The sequence below is a fragment of the Rhizobium sp. NPDC090275 genome, assembly GCF_044772225.1.
Classification (GTDB): Bacteria; Pseudomonadota; Alphaproteobacteria; order Rhizobiales; family Rhizobiaceae; genus Rhizobium.
This window is the reverse complement of sequence record NZ_JBIVYL010000006.1, coordinates 224,287-239,097: the sequence shown is the minus strand read 5'-3', so window position 1 is coordinate 239,097 and position 14,811 is coordinate 224,287. Positions and strand designations below refer to the sequence as shown.

The 14,811-nt window shown below is 60.1% G+C and carries 15 protein-coding genes and 1 pseudogene; 7 read left to right on the top strand and 9 right to left on the bottom strand.

Annotated elements, in window-relative coordinates; translation table 11 throughout:
* Window positions 1-9 precede the first annotated feature (9 nt).
* Genes ACIQUB_RS17305 through pxpB form a run of 6 tightly spaced genes read right to left on the bottom strand, consistent with a single transcriptional unit; the run spans window position 10 to window position 5,185 of the window.
* Complete coding sequence (locus tag ACIQUB_RS17305) at window positions 10-648, bottom strand: GntR family transcriptional regulator (RefSeq protein ID WP_402930938.1); 639 nt, start codon at window positions 646-648, stop codon at window positions 10-12.
* Complete coding sequence (locus ACIQUB_RS17300) at window positions 645-1,898, bottom strand: hydantoinase/carbamoylase family amidase (protein WP_402930936.1); 1,254 nt, start codon at window positions 1,896-1,898, stop codon at window positions 645-647. The genes ACIQUB_RS17305 and ACIQUB_RS17300 overlap by 4 nt, the downstream gene beginning before the upstream one ends.
* Window positions 1,895-2,842 carry an NAD(P)-dependent oxidoreductase gene (locus ACIQUB_RS17295; RefSeq protein ID WP_018901764.1) on the bottom strand — a complete coding sequence of 316 codons (948 nt, stop codon included), beginning with the start codon at window positions 2,840-2,842 and terminating at the stop codon, window positions 1,895-1,897. Before ACIQUB_RS17295 ends, ACIQUB_RS17300 begins: the two co-directional genes overlap by 4 nt.
* Window positions 2,839-3,483: a GntR family transcriptional regulator gene (locus ACIQUB_RS17290; protein ID WP_018901765.1), complete on the bottom strand. Its 645-nt coding sequence runs from the start codon at window positions 3,481-3,483 to the stop codon at window positions 2,839-2,841. Before ACIQUB_RS17290 ends, ACIQUB_RS17295 begins: the two co-directional genes overlap by 4 nt.
* A complete protein-coding gene (locus tag ACIQUB_RS17285; protein WP_402930933.1) occupies window positions 3,480-4,451 on the bottom strand; it encodes a biotin-dependent carboxyltransferase family protein in 972 nt (323 codons plus the stop codon). The genes ACIQUB_RS17290 and ACIQUB_RS17285 overlap by 4 nt, the downstream gene beginning before the upstream one ends.
* On the bottom strand, window positions 4,448-5,185 hold the full coding sequence (pxpB, locus tag ACIQUB_RS17280; protein WP_037112254.1) for a 5-oxoprolinase subunit PxpB: 738 nt from the start codon (window positions 5,183-5,185) through the stop codon (window positions 4,448-4,450). Before pxpB ends, ACIQUB_RS17285 begins: the two co-directional genes overlap by 4 nt.
* A gap of 251 nt (window positions 5,186-5,436) precedes the next feature.
* Between pxpB and ACIQUB_RS17275 the strand changes: the two genes are divergently transcribed.
* Entirely contained in the window at window positions 5,437-6,210 is a 774-nt protein-coding gene (locus tag ACIQUB_RS17275; protein WP_402930931.1) for a LamB/YcsF family protein, read from the top strand.
* A 7-nt stretch (window positions 6,211-6,217) separates the two neighbouring features.
* A complete protein-coding gene (locus ACIQUB_RS17270; protein ID WP_018901769.1) occupies window positions 6,218-7,078 on the top strand; it encodes a D-amino-acid transaminase in 861 nt (286 codons plus the stop codon).
* A 182-nt stretch (window positions 7,079-7,260) separates the two neighbouring features.
* Here the strand turns inward: ACIQUB_RS17270 and ACIQUB_RS17265 are convergent, their stop codons facing one another.
* Complete coding sequence (locus ACIQUB_RS17265; protein ID WP_018901770.1) at window positions 7,261-7,683, bottom strand: helix-turn-helix domain-containing protein; 423 nt, start codon at window positions 7,681-7,683, stop codon at window positions 7,261-7,263.
* Window positions 7,684-7,778: 95 nt separating this feature from the next.
* Between ACIQUB_RS17265 and ACIQUB_RS17260 the strand changes: the two genes are divergently transcribed.
* Window positions 7,779-8,507: an SDR family NAD(P)-dependent oxidoreductase gene (locus ACIQUB_RS17260; protein WP_018901771.1), complete on the top strand. Its 729-nt coding sequence runs from the start codon at window positions 7,779-7,781 to the stop codon at window positions 8,505-8,507.
* Between the two features lie 145 nt (window positions 8,508-8,652).
* Here the strand turns inward: ACIQUB_RS17260 and ACIQUB_RS17255 are convergent, their stop codons facing one another.
* Window positions 8,653-9,390 carry an SDR family oxidoreductase gene (locus ACIQUB_RS17255; RefSeq protein WP_402930928.1) on the bottom strand — a complete coding sequence of 246 codons (738 nt, stop codon included), beginning with the start codon at window positions 9,388-9,390 and terminating at the stop codon, window positions 8,653-8,655.
* Window positions 9,391-9,485: 95 nt separating this feature from the next.
* On the opposite strand from ACIQUB_RS17255, the gene ACIQUB_RS17250 reads away from it, so the two are divergent.
* From ACIQUB_RS17250 to ACIQUB_RS17235, 4 genes and pseudogenes are all read left to right on the top strand, one after another.
* A complete protein-coding gene (locus ACIQUB_RS17250) occupies window positions 9,486-10,373 on the top strand; it encodes a cupin domain-containing protein (RefSeq protein ID WP_402930926.1) in 888 nt (295 codons plus the stop codon).
* A gap of 28 nt (window positions 10,374-10,401) precedes the next feature.
* Window positions 10,402-10,710: a hypothetical protein gene (locus ACIQUB_RS17245; protein WP_402930924.1), complete on the top strand. Its 309-nt coding sequence runs from the start codon at window positions 10,402-10,404 to the stop codon at window positions 10,708-10,710.
* A gap of 23 nt (window positions 10,711-10,733) precedes the next feature.
* A pseudogene (locus ACIQUB_RS17240) lies at window positions 10,734-11,966 on the top strand (FAD/NAD(P)-binding oxidoreductase); the annotation flags it as partial.
* An 18-nt stretch (window positions 11,967-11,984) separates the two neighbouring features.
* The gene (locus tag ACIQUB_RS17235; protein ID WP_402931197.1) at window positions 11,985-12,776 is read left to right on the top strand and encodes a sulfite exporter TauE/SafE family protein; all 792 of its coding nucleotides are present in this window, start codon (window positions 11,985-11,987) and stop codon (window positions 12,774-12,776) included.
* A 648-nt stretch (window positions 12,777-13,424) separates the two neighbouring features.
* Here the strand turns inward: ACIQUB_RS17235 and ACIQUB_RS17230 are convergent.
* Entirely contained in the window at window positions 13,425-14,561 is a 1,137-nt protein-coding gene (locus ACIQUB_RS17230; RefSeq protein ID WP_402930922.1) for a GGDEF domain-containing protein, read from the bottom strand.
* Between the last annotated feature and the right edge of the window lie 250 nt (window positions 14,562-14,811).

The following is a 14,811-nucleotide window of genomic DNA, read 5'->3' as shown; positions in this document are numbered from 1 at the left end:
GTTCAATATCTAACTCCGCGCTAGCCAGCCGAGGAAGCGGGCACGCACGCTGTCGAAATGGGTCTCCATCGCCATTCGCGCCGCCGCGCTGTCCCCGACTTCGATAGCGTCGATGACCGCGATGTGTTCAAGCGCCTGCTGGTCGAAACGGTCGTGGGTGCGAGTAATGGTGCAGCGGCGCGCAACGCCGCGCATCTCGGTCAGCATGGCCGCGAGCAAGGGAAGGTCGGCTGCATAGGCAACGGCGTTGTGAAATGCATCGTCGTCGAGCCAGAAGTGATCGAAAGCGATGTCGCCACCACTGGCGTAGGCACGCATGAGTTCGCGCGAGCGGATGAGATCGGACGTGAGGGGCCGGGTCGCTGCCGTCTCGGCCGCGGCTCCTTCAAGCAAGCGTCTGAGCTGGACGATCTCGAGCAACTGCTCGACGGTCACTTGGCGCACCATGAGCGCGCCGTTCGGCAGCCTTGAGATTACGTCCTCTTTCTCCAAGCGCGAGATCGCCGCGCGCAGCGGCGTGCGTGATATGCCCGAGTCCTGCGCGAGCGAACGTTCGGTCAGCATATCGCCGGAGGAGAACTGCCCCTCGAGGATGCGCTGCTTCAGATCGCGATAGACCTGTTGTGTCAGGTTTTCCTTTCCACTCATCGTGAACCGCCCGTCTCGCCGGCAATCGCGGCGTACAAGGTTTCGACCGCGGCAGCCAAATCCGCATTGTCCATGGCTTCATCGGGATTGTGGCTGCCGTTCCAGTTGCGCAGGAACACCATGACGGAGTCCCAGCCCGCCTGCGCGAAAGCCGCCGCATCATGGCCGCCTCCCGACAGCATCCGGCGCGGGGAGTGGCCGAGCCGTTTCGCCGCATCGGCAATCATGTTGCCGAGACCAGCCGACAGCCGCGTCGGCTGGCTGCGCGACTGTTGCCCGAAGTCGAAGCGCACGCCGCGCGACGCGGCGATGGATGCCGCCTCGGCCTGCAGCAGCGCATCGGCGCGTTCGAGAACCGCGACATCGTCGCTGCGCAGATCGACGCAGAAATCGACCCGGCCCGGCACCTTCGCGAAGGCGTGTTCAGAACTCGCCGCATCGACCCGACCGAAGGTCACGGCGAGATCGTCGCCGCCTTCGAGGATGTTACCCCAGTGCTTGTCCATTGCGACAATCAGATCGGCGAGCGCGAAGACCGCGTCCGAGCGTGCCGCACGCGCCGCGCCGCCGGAATGCGCCCAGGTGCCGCCGATGCGCGCCTCACGATAGCGCAATCCGCCGCGCACCCCATCGACGATGCCGAAGGCTTCCTTCGCGTCGTCAAGCACCGGCCCCTGCTCGATATGCAGTTCGATGAAGCGTGCGGGCGAAAGGCCCGGACCGCTCAATATGGCATCGGGATCACCGCCTTCCGCGCGGATATGGTCGCTGAGGGTGCGGCCGTTATCGGCCCGTTTCGCCTGCAGCTCAGGCGCGGTCAGGCGTCCGAGGGCGGCCCGCGAGCCGGCATAGGAGACGGGGAACCACACGCTTTCCTCTGCGCGCGTCACGGTAACGACAAGATCGACCGGCGGCACCTGCCCGCTGTCCACGAAGGCCGCCGCAAGCGCAACGGCGCCAGCGACACCGGCCGCGCCGTCATAAGCGCCGCCCATTGCAACAGTATCGACGTGCGAGCCGATATAGATCGGGGGTGCATTGCGATCGCGGCCTGGTAGGCGCGCGAAGAGATTGAGGGCCGCATCCCGCGATACCGCCATGCCCAGCCGCTCGACCTCCTCGGCTACCACATCATACGCGCGGCTTTCGAGGGGGCTGTAGGATGGGCGGGTGAAGCCCGGACCGGGATCGGAAATGGCGTTGATGCGATCAAGCAGGCGATCGATCGTGTCCCTGATGATTGCGCTCATAAGGCTACCTCCGGTAGGAAATCAATGGTTGTGGCCGGCTTCTCGCCGGAAAGCGCCAAAAGCGCATTGCGGGCAGCACCAACAGCGACGCGCTGCAGCGCCTCGGGCGTCGTGCCGCCAAGATGCGGGGTGAAGATGACGCGCTCGGTGGCGCCCAGCGGACCGCTCGGCGCTTGCGGCGAATAGACATCCAGTGCGGCAGCGGCAACGACGCCGTTCGCGAGCGCGTCGCAAAGTGCCGTCTCGTCGATCAAACCGGCACGCGCAGTGTTGACGAGAATGGCACCCGGTTTCATGGCCGAAAAAGCGCTGGCGCCGATCATGCCCCGGGTTTCGTCGCGCATGGGTGTGTGGAGCGAGACGACATCGGCCTGCGCCAGACCTTCGGCGAGCGTGCTCACCCGCTGGAACGAGCCGATGTCTGTGCTTCGCGGCGAAAAGACGAGAACCCGCATGCCGAGCGCTGCATAAAGCATCCGCCCCAAGCCGGCGCCGGTCGCGCCCCACCCGACGACAAGCGCCGTCTTGGCGGACAATTCATGAAACGTATGGGCTTCGCGAAAGCCGCGCTCGCCGGAGCGCACCGCACGATCCGCGGCCGGAACAAGCCGGGCCGCGGCGAGCGTGAGCCCCAAGGCGAGTTCCGAAACCGATTGCGCGTTCGCGCCGGGTGTGTTGCACACCAGCACGCCCTTTTGATGCGCCGCGCGCTTGTCGACGGCATCGTGGCCCGCGCCGTGAACGACAACGACCTTCAGGCGATCGCTTGCGAGGATGGGCGCAGCCGAGAGGCCCGCATCGCGGGTGATGGCGGCGTCGCAGCCCATGATCATTGTCGATACGGTCTCAGCGTCCGGCGATGGGCACAGCACGGGTTCCACGCCGGCCTGCTGCAGAAGATCAAGGCCATCCTTGTGAATGGGCTGAACGATCAGGCACTTCATCGCGTTGCTTTCCGCTCGTTGGTTTCCAGCCGCCCGACAATCGCGTCGCGGGCGTTGAGGACATGCTGGCTCATCAGCTTTCCAGCCTGCTCGCCATCCTTTGCGCGCAGCGCCGCGATGATTTCGAGATGCTCCTCGCAGCCCTTCAGATAGCGTGCGGGTACAAGGCTGTGGTCGAACATGCAGGTCCGGCGCCTGAGGTCGCTGATCGTCCGCACCATCATCTGGTTGGACGTGGAGCTGGCCAGCGTCAGGTGGAAATCGTCGTCGACCCGGCGCTGTTCGTCCTCTTCGCCCGGCCCTTCCGTCATCAGAGCAGCCACGCGCCGTTCGAGACTGTCGAGAACTGATGGTGCGACCGCCGTCGCATGGCGAGCGCAATAGCCTTCGATGACGCTTCTCAGAAAGAAGATCTCGTTCACCTCGCCCGGCGTCAGCGTACGAACCTTGAGAAAGCGCCCTTCCTGGATGGCAAGGCCCTCTGCCTCGATGCGCTTGATCGCCTCGCGCACCGGGGTACGCGACATGGCAAGCTCCTCGCCGAGCTTCGCCTCCTGCAGGACGTCGCCGGGCTTGAGGCCACCGGCGAGGATCATCTCGATGATTTTCGCATAGGCCTGCTTGGCAAGCGGTTGGCTCATGATTGTTGTTCCTCCGCCTTTGTCGCGGCCTCTGGTTTTTCTTCGAGAGATGCAAGGATATCCGCGAGCGCCTCGTTGCGCGCAATCAGCAGATCTTCAGCCTCATCCTGGGATATGGATTTGAAGCGAATGGTGCTGCCCGTCGCGGTCTGCGCCAACCGTGGCAGGTCGACCGAGGCAACCGTCGCGATCTTGGGGTAGCCGCCCGTCGTCTGGCGCTCCGCCATCAGCACGATCGGCCGGCCGGATGAAGGCACCTGGATCGAGCCTGCCACTGTGCCATCGGAAACAATATCGTGCCCTGTAAAGGCATGGATCGCCGGCCCGTCGAGAACCTGCGCCATGCGGTCTCGAGTTGGCGTGACGCCGAAGGGTTGCTGCAGAAAATTCTTCCAGGCCTTCGCGTCGAAATGATCCGCCTGCGGCCCCGGAACGACCCGCACCGGCCCACCGGAGCGGGAGAACGGTTTACGCAGCGCCAGCAGCGGCGCCGGTTTCGTCTCGCCGAGCGGCAGATGGTCGCCGATCGCAAGCCGCCGACCCTTGATGCCACCGAGACCGGAGCGAAGATGCGTCGAGCGCGCCTCCAGAACCATCGGCGTCTCTATGCCGCCCGAGATCGCAAGGTAACCCCACACCGCCTGTCGCAATGCACCGATCTTCAGGACCTCGCCCGGCATCAGCCAGTGGCTTTCCCAGCCGTGTCTGACCTCACCATCTACCGTGATGTCGACAGCGCCGCCGGTCACAACGAAACGCACCGGCTTCTCAACCACGAAGGCCCCGCCGACATGCGCGAATTCCAACGCCGCGTCGCCATCAGCGTTGCCGACCAGCCGGTTGGCGATCAGCATCGATGCGCGATCCATCGCGCCGGCCCCGGAGACACCGAGGTGCATAAGCCCGGCGCGGCCGAAATCCTGGACCGTCAGCATCGGGCCGGCCTGTTTGATATGGAGCACGGTCATGGCGTCTCCCACTCCTCCACCGCCTTGCCTCGGCTGATGGCGGCATCGAGGCTTTCGGCCTCATCGACATCAACATGGCGGAACCGCACGCGATCGCCGGCGCGCAACAGGAATGGCTCGGCGCGAGAGGGATCGAACAGTTTGAGCGGCGTGCGCCCGATGAACCGCCAGCCGCTCGGGCCGGGAACGGAATTGATGCTGGCCTGCCTGCCGCCGATGCCGATCGCGCTCGCCTCGATCCGCTGGCGCGGAACGGCCAGGCGCGGCGTGTGCAACGGCTGCGGCAGGCCGCCAAGATAGGAAAAGCCCGGCGCGAAGCCGATCATGTAAACGCGATAATCCGCAGAAACATGCAACGCGATCAATTCCTCGCGCGACATCTGCTTCATTTCCGCCAATTCATCGAGATCGATCCCGACCTCGTGGCCATAGAGAACGGGCACGGTGATCCGGCGCGCGGTAGCGCTAGCCGCCGACAGCTGGCCGAGCCGTGCTTCGAGCGAAGTCGAGAGGTTCTTCGCGCGGATGACGGTTGGGTCATAGGCGACGAGAAGCGAGCGGTAGGTCGGAACGGTTTCGACGATACCTGTGATTGGCTGTGTCGCCAGCATATCTGCAAGCGCAATCACCCGCTGATTCGTTTCTTCATCGATCTGGTCGGAGAATTCGACGACGAGCGCGCTGTCGCCACAGGCGATGATGCGCGGATATTTGTGCTTTACCGACTGGGTCATCACCATATCCGGGACTTCACCTTTACGAGGGCTTTGGGCGCAGTAGAATGCCGCTCAGGCGGGAGTGCCGAGCGCAAACTTAGAGCGAGAGATATTTCCACCATCACCATCAAACACGTCTCGACAAGCGAGATTCTCAATCGACAATGCACTTGTCATTTCAGTACACCAACTGTATGTCAAGCATTATCCTACATGCGCCGGCAATTGAAGAACGACCGGCAGCACCCTCGCAAACAAGGAGTTCGACCATGGTATCCGTAGATTTGAACTGCGACATGGGCGAGAGCTTCGGCGCCTACAAGATCGGCGACGACGCGGCCATGATGGAGATCATCACCACGGCCAACGTCGCCTGCGGTTTCCATGCCGGCGATCCCGTTGTCATGCGCGACACGATCCTGAGCGCAAAGAAGCATGGGGTCGCCGTCGGCGCCCATCCCTCCTTCATGGATCTCTATGGCTTCGGCCGACGCAGAATTTCGGGCGAACGGCCTGAAGATATCGAGGCACAGATCGTTTATCAGATCGCCGCGATCCAGGGCATGGCAACAGCACTCGGCTGGCCGATCACCCACGTGAAGACGCACGGCTCGCTCGGAAACATGGCGGCCGAGGATGCGGAACTGGCTGCGGTTTGCGTGCGCGCCATCCGGGCGGTCGATCCGAACCTCGTCTTCATCACCCTCCCCTACTCGCAGACCATGCGCGCCGCGGATAGCGCCGGCCTCAGCGTCGCGTGCGAGGTCTATGCCGATCGCCGCTATCTCGACAATGGCATGCTGGCGCCTAGACAGATGGAGGGCGCTGTCATTCATAATGTCGAGCAGAGCGTCGACCAGGTGCTCTCGATGGTCTGCAACAACAAAATCCCGACGGTCGGCGGCGCAAGCCTTGCCGTCGACGCGGCCACCGTCTGCATTCACGGCGACACGCCGGGCGCTGCGGTGACGGCGCGTGCGTTGCGTGACAAACTCATCGCCGCCGGAATCGACATAGCCCCCTTTTCCAAGCCTGAAATCTGAACGAGGAATGATCTTGACCCGTACCGTATATTTGAACGGCAGCTGGCTCGCCGAAGCTGACGCAAAAATCTCCGTCTTCGACCGCGGCTTCCTGTTCGCCGACGCGATCTACGAGGTTACTGGCGTTGTCGATGGTAAGCTGCTTGAATATGCCGGGCATTCAGCTCGCCTGCATCGCTCGATGGCCGAGCTCGGCATCGACTGCCCGCTGACGGAAGAGGAACTTCTGTCTGTTCATCGCGAGATCGTCCTGAAGAACGGTCTTCAAGAAGGGCTTATCTATTTACAGATTTCCCGCGGCGCGGCCGACCGCGACTTCGCTTTTCCTGAAAATGTGACGCCGACGTTGGTTCTGTTCACGCAAGCAAAGTCTGTACTTGACAATCCGAAGGTAAGGACCGGAATTTCCGTCGCCCTGGTTCCCGATCAGCGCTGGGCTCGGCGCGACATCAAGACGGTTCAGCTGCTTTACCCCTCGATGGCGAAGATGCAGGCAGCATCCATGGGCGCCGATGATGCCTGGCTGGTGGAGGACGGTTTCGTTACCGAGGCGAGCGCCGCGACGGCGCATATCATCAGCAAGGACGGCAAGCTGATCACGCGCGGCCTGTCGAACGCGATCTTGCACGGCATCACGCGCTTGAGCGTTCTCGACATCGCCCGCAACGCCGGCCTCGGCGTCGAAGAACGTGCATTTACTCCCGAGGAAGCGAAAAACGCTGCGGAAGCCTTCATCACCTCGGCCACCAACTTCGTTCTACCGGTCACCAAGATCGATGGGCAACCGGTTGGAGACGGCAAGCCGGGCCTGCAGACGCTCAAGCTTCGGCAACTGTATATCGACAACAAGCTGGCGAACGCGATCTGACCAACCGTTGTCGCCCCTCAGGGGCGACAACGATCCATTTGCAGCGTGGATTGCGATGGCAGCTTCAAGTGGGCAGAAGACTTCGTTCGCGGTCTTGAGAATGCTCCTACAAGGCAAGAATTTTGGCATGCAGATCGTCAGAGTGTCAGGCTGGAGATAAAACTCTGCCCCGTGACAGCGAATTAGTCTCGAACGCGATCGTATTGCCGACGGGCGGCCTCAAGCTCCGGACCGTAGGCCATCGACCATGCATAAAGCGCCTCGAACGGTTGCTGGAGTGAGCGGCCGAGCGGAGTAATCGTATATTCAACGCCAACCGGTGTCGTTGTCGTCAGAACTTCGCGGTAAATGAGCCCATTGCGTTCCAGCCGCTTCAAGGCTTCGGAAAGGGCCTTGTGCGTAATCCCGTCGAGGCGCCGCATGATTTCGTTGAACCTGGATGGCCTGGAGCACAGGACCGTCAGGATCAGCACTGACCACTTGTTGGCGATCTGCTCCAGCACCGGACGCGCTTTCTCCACATCCAGCAAGGCCTCAGTAGACACAGCTTTGGGCCGGCGGGAGGGGTCTACTTTGAGAAAAGGACCTTCATCCGGTGCAGTCATAGGTATACTCCTCGATATCTGCTTTACCTTTAGTGCGTAATTGACGGTAGGTATAGAGCGTATATCTAGGCTTCATCAACGATGATGGAGTTCACATGAGCAGATTGGCAAACAAGGTCGCCCTCGTGATTGGCGGAGTCGGTGGCATCGGTGGAGCGATTTCTCAACGCTTCGGCCGCGAAGGCGCGCAGGTCTATGCAACTAGCCGCAAAGGTGGAGAGAGTTTGCTGGAAACAGGAGGCTCCGGCAGCATCCGGGTCATTCAAGCAAACGCCAGCGAGAAGGCCGATCTTCAGCTTGTTCTAGAACAGATCAGGTCAGAACATGGCCGGATCGACGTCCTCGTGATCAATGCAGGCCTGTCGGAATATGCGCCGTTGGAAGACATTTCGGAGGATCATTTCGATCGGACATTTGGCCTGAATGTGCGGTCTCTCGTCTTTGCGGCACAGGGCGCGCTCGACCTCATGAAGGCTGGTGGAACGATCGTGCTGATAGGCTCGATCGCCGGCGATATCGGCACGAAGGGATACGGCGTCTATGGTGCGACGAAGGCGGCAGTTCGTTCGTTTACCCGCACATGGGCCAATGAGCTCGCTTCGAAAGGAATCCGCGTCAACGTTGTCAGCCCCGGACCAACCGATACGGCAATGATGGCAAGCGCCTCGAAGGAGGTTCGAGATGCCTTGTCCAGCATGATCCCGCTTGGTCGCATGGGTCGGCCTGAAGAGGTGGCGGCAGCAACGCTCTTCCTTGCAAGTGACGAGAGCAGCTTTACGACAGGCGCAGAACTAGCTGTCGATGGCGGCATGGCACAGATCTGACACGCACCCTCGGTTGGCTTGGGCAACAGAGGTATGAAGCCGACTTAAGCCGCGTGGTCACGGGAATGGCGACACCCTCACTGGCTGCACGGCGTCGTGGCGAGCAAAAACCAGGACCAACATCCGACGGCGCGCGGACGCGACTTCAGTCCTGCGCTGTCGGACGAACAACGATGCTTCCAACCTCGACATCGCCGGGCTGTTCGATCGCAAAGGCGATGGCGCGTGCGATAGCGTCCGGCGAGATTGCCAGCTGCTCTTTCTGCGTATTGATCCTAGCCCTCACGGTTTCGTCGGCAATCGATGAATCGGTGAAGGTGGTGTCGATGAAGCCCGGAGACACTTCGGTCACCCTCAGGTTTGGACCTGCTTCCTGACGAAGGGCTTCGGTAGCGGTGCGAAGCGCGTTCTTGGTGGCGGCATAGACCCCCATCGTCGGGACGATCTTGAGGCCGGCGGTCGACAGGACGTTGATCACATGGCCTCCACCCTGCCGCGCGAAAACCGAAAGTGCTGCTGCAATACCATAGAGCGTGCCGCGAAGGTTGACGTCGATCATGGCGTCCCAGTCATCGACACGCAGCGCATCAAAACGAGAAATCGGACCAATGCCTGCATTGTTGACGATCACGTCCAAGCGACCGAATGCTTGGCAGGCGCGGCCAACCAGCATGTCGAGGTCAGACCGCTTCGTAACATCGGTCACGCAAAATATGGCCTTGCCACCTGCCCTAACGATTGCGTTCGCCACGTCGGCAAGCTCGACCTCGCTGCGAGCGCCGAGAACGATACAAGCGCCACGCGCCGCCAGGTGCAGCGCTGTCGCGCGCCCTATTCCCCGGCCAGCGCCGCTGATGACGATGACCTTATTTTCGATGGTCATGGAATGCTCCTTTAAAGTTGCTAACAATATACCGTGGCAAAGCTGGACCATCCATGCTTGGGTGGCTCATTCTTTGTCGAGATCGGCCAAACCTCATGAATGACACCTTCTCAGACGTTCTAACGGCTCTTGGCACCAGCAGTGTCCGCGGAACCAGCCTGGAAGCAGGCGGCGCGTGGGCACTAAGCTTCGACGGAAGGGAGCGGCTGAAATTTGTCGCGGTCGTCAAGGGCCAATGCTGGCTCGTGCTTTCCGATCGGCCTCCTGAAGCGCTGAACGAGGGAGACGTGATCCTTCTCAGCGATACATCCTACACGGTGACGAGCGATCCTGGCCTTGATGCGTCAGATGGCATGGAGCTTTACGCGTTTCCGGGCCACAACACGGTGCGGATCGGAAAACAGTGCGACACTGTTATGATCGGCGGCGGCAGCGGGTTCGCAGCCGGCTGTGGATCGTTCGTTCTCGACGCACTCCCCAAGTTCCTGAAAATACAGCCTCGATCGCCGAGCGCCCGGAGCATTGCCTCGACGCTCGCCGCACTCAAGGATGAAGCAAACGCCGAGAGGCTCGGCGGCAGCCTTGTCGCTGCCAGGCTCGCCGACATACTCGTTGTCGAGGCCATCAGGGCTTATGTCGCGACCCATCCCGAAGACAAGCTGGGCTGGATCTCGGCGCTGGCCGATCCACGTCTCGCCAAGGTAATCAGGCTCATGCACGAGGATGTGGCGCGTCGTTGGACCATTGAAGCCCTGGCGCGGGAAGTTGGAATGTCGCGCTCGGCACTCACGTTGCGCTTCTCCCGGCGCGTGGGCCGGCCACCCCTCGACTACCTGACGCGGTGGCGTATGATCCTGGCACAGCGGGAACTGGCTCGGGGACGTGGGGTTCCAGAAGTCGCCGAACTTGTTGGCTATGCCTCCCAAAGCGCTTTTGCGCAAGCGTTCAAACGGACCATGGGCCGCACGCCCAGGGGGCAATAGTCTGCGAAGGGTACGTGGGTTCCTTCAAATGCGTATGCCCAAGGAGGTGCCGACGACAGAAGCGAGCATGACCTTATCGGATATCTTTGTCCAAGTGCTCGCAGCCATTCTCGTATCGCTTAATCTCCCGCCGCAATTCGCTAAACCGAACAGGCTGGTCCCTGAGGATAGCGATGATGTCCAGGGTCCACTTCTCGCCGACGAGGTCGGGGATTTCGCGAACCACCTCGGCCTGACCGACGTTGAAACTGTTCGCGTCGAGGGCACCGTTTTAGGTTCCGAGGCTGCCATCGCAGCCGCCGAAACTCAGGTTCGACGTCTGATGCCGAGGATTTGACCGCGAAAGACCAAAAGTCTTCGATGGTCTGTGACGTTCTGATCGTCGGCGCTGGTGCTGCAGCTATGGCGACAGCGGCCAGCCTCCTAAGCGTCGAAAGTGTAAGCATCGTCCTCGTCGATCCCTCTGAGCGTCATGCCTACCAGCCCGGCTGGACCATGGTCGGAGGCGGGATTTTCAAACCCGAAGATACAGTCAGGCCAATGCGCGATCTCATTCCGGATTGTGCCAAGTGGGAAAAGGCTTCGGTCGCCGCATTCGAACCGGATCATGATCGCGTTGTTCTGTCCGACGGTCGCCGCATCAGCTACTGCATGCTGGTTGCCGCTCCTGGGATCAAACTGAATTGGTCAGCCATAGAGGGCCTCGAAGAAACGCTCGGCCGAAATGGCGTGACCTCCAACTATCGCTACGATACTGCCCCTCATACCCGGTCCCTGGTCCAGAACCTCAAGGGCGGTCGCGCCCTCTTCACCCAACCGCCCATGCCGATCAAATGCGCCGGAGCTCCGCAAAAAGCGATGTATTTGTCGGGCGATCACTGGTTTCGACAGGGCCGGATCAACGATATCTCGATCCAGTTCCACAATGCCGGACCGGTTCTGTTCGGTGTGAACGACTATGTGCCGGCGCTGATGGAGTATGTAAAAAAATATCGCGCCAACCTGAACTTCGCATCGAAGCTGCTTGCGGTTGATGTGACGCGCAAGGAAGCTCGACTTGCCAACACTGCTGCCGACGGCACTGTCACCGAAGAGACGGTCGGTTTCGACATGATCCATGTCTGCCCACCGCAGATCGCTCCCGACTTTGTCCGCGACAGTCCGCTCGCCAACCAAGCCGGCTGGATCGAGGTCGACGAGGCAAGCCTGCAGCACAAGCGTTATCCGAATGTGTTTTCGCTTGGAGACGCGGCTGGCACATCGAATGCCAAAACGGCGGCAGCTGCCCGCAAGCAGGCGCCGATCGTTGCGGAAAATGTCCTCGCCGTCCTCGATGGCAAGGCGATGCCCGCCGCCTACGACGGGTATGAATCGAGCCCACTGACGGTCGAGCGTGGCAAGATCGTGCTCGCCGAATTTGGCTACGGCGGCGAACTGCTGCCGACGTTCCCAACCTGGATTATCGACGGCACCAAGCCATCGAGCCTTGCCTGGTATCTGAAATCCGAAGCGCTGCCGCCGATCTACTGGCACGGCATGCTGAAAGGTCGCGAGTGGCTTGTCAGTCCGGACCTCAAGAAGGCAGCCGCCTGAGGACCCTGGACAATGAACATGATGCTCGATCCGCTGCAATACGGTCTTGGCGCGATCTCCGGGGGGCTCGTCGGCTTCACGCTCGGCTTGTTTGGCGGTGGCGGCTCGATCCTGGCTGTGCCCTTGATGGTCTACGTTGTTGGCGTCCCGAGCGCACATATGGCAATCGGTACGAGTGCCTTTGCCGTCGCCGCGAACGCCTTCACCAACCTTCTCGGCCATGCCCGTCTTGGCAACGTGAAATGGCGCTGCGCCGGTATCTACAGCGTGACGGGTATCATCGGGGCTTTCGTCGGCTCGACGTTCGGCAAGATGGTCGACGGCCAGAAACTGCTGATCCTGTTTGCCTTGTTGATGCTGGTCGTCGGCGTGCTCATGTTTCGCAAGCGCGGCGCACAAGGCAACCCGGGTGCCCAGTGCTCGCGCGAGAACGTCCACAAAGTTGCCGGCTTCGGCGGCCTGACAGGCATCTTCTCGGGTTTTTTCGGCATTGGTGGCGGCTTTTTGATCGTGCTTGGTCTTATTGCATCGACGAACATGCCAATCCTTTACGCCATCGGCTCATCGCTTGTCGCGGTCACTGCCTTCGGCCTGACAACCGCGCTAAACTATGCGTTTTCCGGCTATGTCGACTGGGCGCTCGCAGCAATTTTTATCATCGGCGGCATCTTCGGTGGCTTTGGCGGCTCTTATCTCGCAAGGCGACTTTCGGCAACGAAGGGGACACTCAACAGCCTATTTGCCACACTGATTTTTGTCGTTGCGGCGTATATGCTCTATAGAAGCATTGGCCCAGCGATGCATGCCTGACGCTCATTGTTTGGATTTTCCATGTCGAGCATTTCGACACAATCGTCCTTTCCCGCGTTCAGTTCGCCTTTTCGGTCTCCGGCGCACAGCATATTCCAGCCTTTTTGATCGGCTCCGCGAGCTATCTATCGATCTGAAGACCAATCGCGAGGCCATCTCGTGCTCTTCAATCTCGTTGTAAAACTTTGGCGTCGCCTTCGCCATGGCTGATCCGGCGTTGTGATGTCCTACCTGTTGCTACCATCTGTGCTGTCTGTCTCGAGAAGGCAGGCCGGTCTGTCCGTTGATTGGCCACGAGCTGTTAGCAACTTTGTTTCTGGGGGACATGCTTGCTCGGGCAGCTCATGCCGGTCAACTGGGTGGCGGTGATCTTCAATCTGCCTTTCCTTTGTCGCCCGTCCACGTTTGCGCGGTCGGTGCATGGTATCTGCTGCGGCGCACCGCCCCTCGGCGCGCCGCCGATAAGGATCTCAACCGCTCGTCTGTGCTGCCATGGTACCTCCCATCCAGATACTGGCTTGAGATGCCGAGCTGAACACCCTCGAGCATCAGCCTGCCAAGGTCTTGGCTAGGCTCTCTCACTGGACAATCAATCGTGCTAAGCTGACGTAATTGCGAGAGATCCGTCTCGTAGTGTGACCCGCGCTCTTAAAGACTATGCACTGGAGGACAATCGTAGATCTCGACACGATTGCGACCAAAACTCTTTGCCCTATAAAGAGCTTGGTCCGCCTGATCCCGCAATGTTTTCGCGGCTAAATGTCCATAGCTGACAGCGACACCAACGCTCGCGCTTGTTGTTATTCGTTTTCCAGCGTGTCCAAGACTGAGCGCCGCCACGCCATGACAGATCTTTGACGCGATGCTCAATGCCGCCGAAGGCGACGAGCTCGGCACATATAATCCAAACTCCTCACCTCCGAGACGACCGAAAGCGATTTCCTCACCGGCGATCCGCGCAATTTCCTGGGCCACGCCAACGAGCACATCGTCTCCTACTTCATGCCCATAGGAGTCGTTTATGTTCTTGAAATGGTCGATGTCCACCATGATGAAGGCGTCGCCCGCGCGAACATTCTGCGGAAGACCGCCAATGAAGTGTTGGCGGTTGGGAATTCCAGTCAAGGCATCTGTATTTGCGAGCCGTTTCAGTTTCGCTTCTGATCGCTCCTGCACAAGCACAACAACAAAAAGAGAGAGGGAAAAATGGCAAATGATCAGCATGAAAAACGCGTCGCCCGGGTCCATTGCGGCGTATTGTGGAAGCATCATCGCTTCCACAATCAAAAAGCAAAAAATAATCACCGATGAGAGCGAGGCGAGCAGGCAGTAACGCGCGGGCAGCCGGTCTTTCGGGAAGTCCCTCAAAAGTTGTATGCAGGCCAAAGTAAGGAATCCAGCTGCCGCTGAGTTGAAAATGGCCGCTCGCATTTCATTATCAGCATACCAATTCGCCGCCCCAATTACGACTGACAATGCTATCGCGACAAAACTGATGAGCCAGTAGATCTTGTTTCGCCCGCGATAGCTTAGGCGTAGGATTCCCATGGCCGTCAGCGCGTATCCCGTTATGCCGATCGCGAAACTTCCAAACGTCCACATCGTAAAAGGAAGTAAACGCTGTTCACCCATGCCGGCAATGGTTGAGGCGAATGCTAGCAGGCCATAACCTATTGCCAGGCATTCCAGCCCAGGCTCTTTGGAACGCCATCGGATATAGGCAAAACAGATGGTGCCAACGATGAAAGAAGACTTGCTGAGAAGTAATATTGTGGCGAGGTCCATTGTCCACCAATGCTTATGCCGTCTTGTGGTTCAAATTTTGCTGGATACTCATAGGTGAAGCCTAGATTGCTCAACATAATCTCGAAATCGGTCGCCGCGGCTGAGTAGAGGCGCATCGTGGCCGATGACGAGGTGGAGACCTCTAAACGTACAAGCTTCCGGTTACCGGGCGTTTTGTCCCTGAGTGCTTACTTATGAAGAGTGCTGCGAGCCCAGGATCATATAGAGCGAGACCTGCGAGCATCTCGCC

Excerpts from the sequence above, each read along its gene's own strand:
- ACIQUB_RS17255 (WP_402930928.1), bottom strand. The coding sequence starts at position 9,390 with ATGACCATCGAAAATAAGGTCATCGTCATCAGCGGCGCTGGCCGGGGA.
- ACIQUB_RS17265 (WP_018901770.1), bottom strand. The coding sequence starts at position 7,683 with ATGACTGCACCGGATGAAGGTCCTTTTCTCAAAGTAGACCCCTCCCGC.
- ACIQUB_RS17270 (WP_018901769.1), top strand. The coding sequence starts at position 6,218 with ATGATCTTGACCCGTACCGTATATTTGAACGGCAGCTGGCTCGCCGAA.
- ACIQUB_RS17245 (WP_402930924.1), top strand. The coding sequence starts at position 10,402 with ATGCGTATGCCCAAGGAGGTGCCGACGACAGAAGCGAGCATGACCTTA.
- ACIQUB_RS17235 (WP_402931197.1), top strand. The coding sequence starts at position 11,985 with ATGATGCTCGATCCGCTGCAATACGGTCTTGGCGCGATCTCCGGGGGG.
- ACIQUB_RS17275 (WP_402930931.1), top strand. The coding sequence starts at position 5,437 with ATGGTATCCGTAGATTTGAACTGCGACATGGGCGAGAGCTTCGGCGCC.
- ACIQUB_RS17260 (WP_018901771.1), top strand. The coding sequence starts at position 7,779 with ATGAGCAGATTGGCAAACAAGGTCGCCCTCGTGATTGGCGGAGTCGGT.
- ACIQUB_RS17290 (WP_018901765.1), bottom strand. The coding sequence starts at position 3,483 with ATGAGCCAACCGCTTGCCAAGCAGGCCTATGCGAAAATCATCGAGATG.
- ACIQUB_RS17305 (WP_402930938.1), bottom strand. The coding sequence starts at position 648 with ATGAGTGGAAAGGAAAACCTGACACAACAGGTCTATCGCGATCTGAAG.
- ACIQUB_RS17300 (WP_402930936.1), bottom strand. The coding sequence starts at position 1,898 with ATGAGCGCAATCATCAGGGACACGATCGATCGCCTGCTTGATCGCATC.
- ACIQUB_RS17285 (WP_402930933.1), bottom strand. The coding sequence starts at position 4,451 with ATGACCGTGCTCCATATCAAACAGGCCGGCCCGATGCTGACGGTCCAG.
- ACIQUB_RS17250 (WP_402930926.1), top strand. The coding sequence starts at position 9,486 with ATGAATGACACCTTCTCAGACGTTCTAACGGCTCTTGGCACCAGCAGT.
- pxpB (WP_037112254.1), bottom strand. The coding sequence starts at position 5,185 with ATGACCCAGTCGGTAAAGCACAAATATCCGCGCATCATCGCCTGTGGC.
- ACIQUB_RS17295 (WP_018901764.1), bottom strand. The coding sequence starts at position 2,842 with ATGAAGTGCCTGATCGTTCAGCCCATTCACAAGGATGGCCTTGATCTT.
- ACIQUB_RS17230 (WP_402930922.1), bottom strand. The coding sequence starts at position 14,561 with ATGGACCTCGCCACAATATTACTTCTCAGCAAGTCTTCTTTCATCGTT.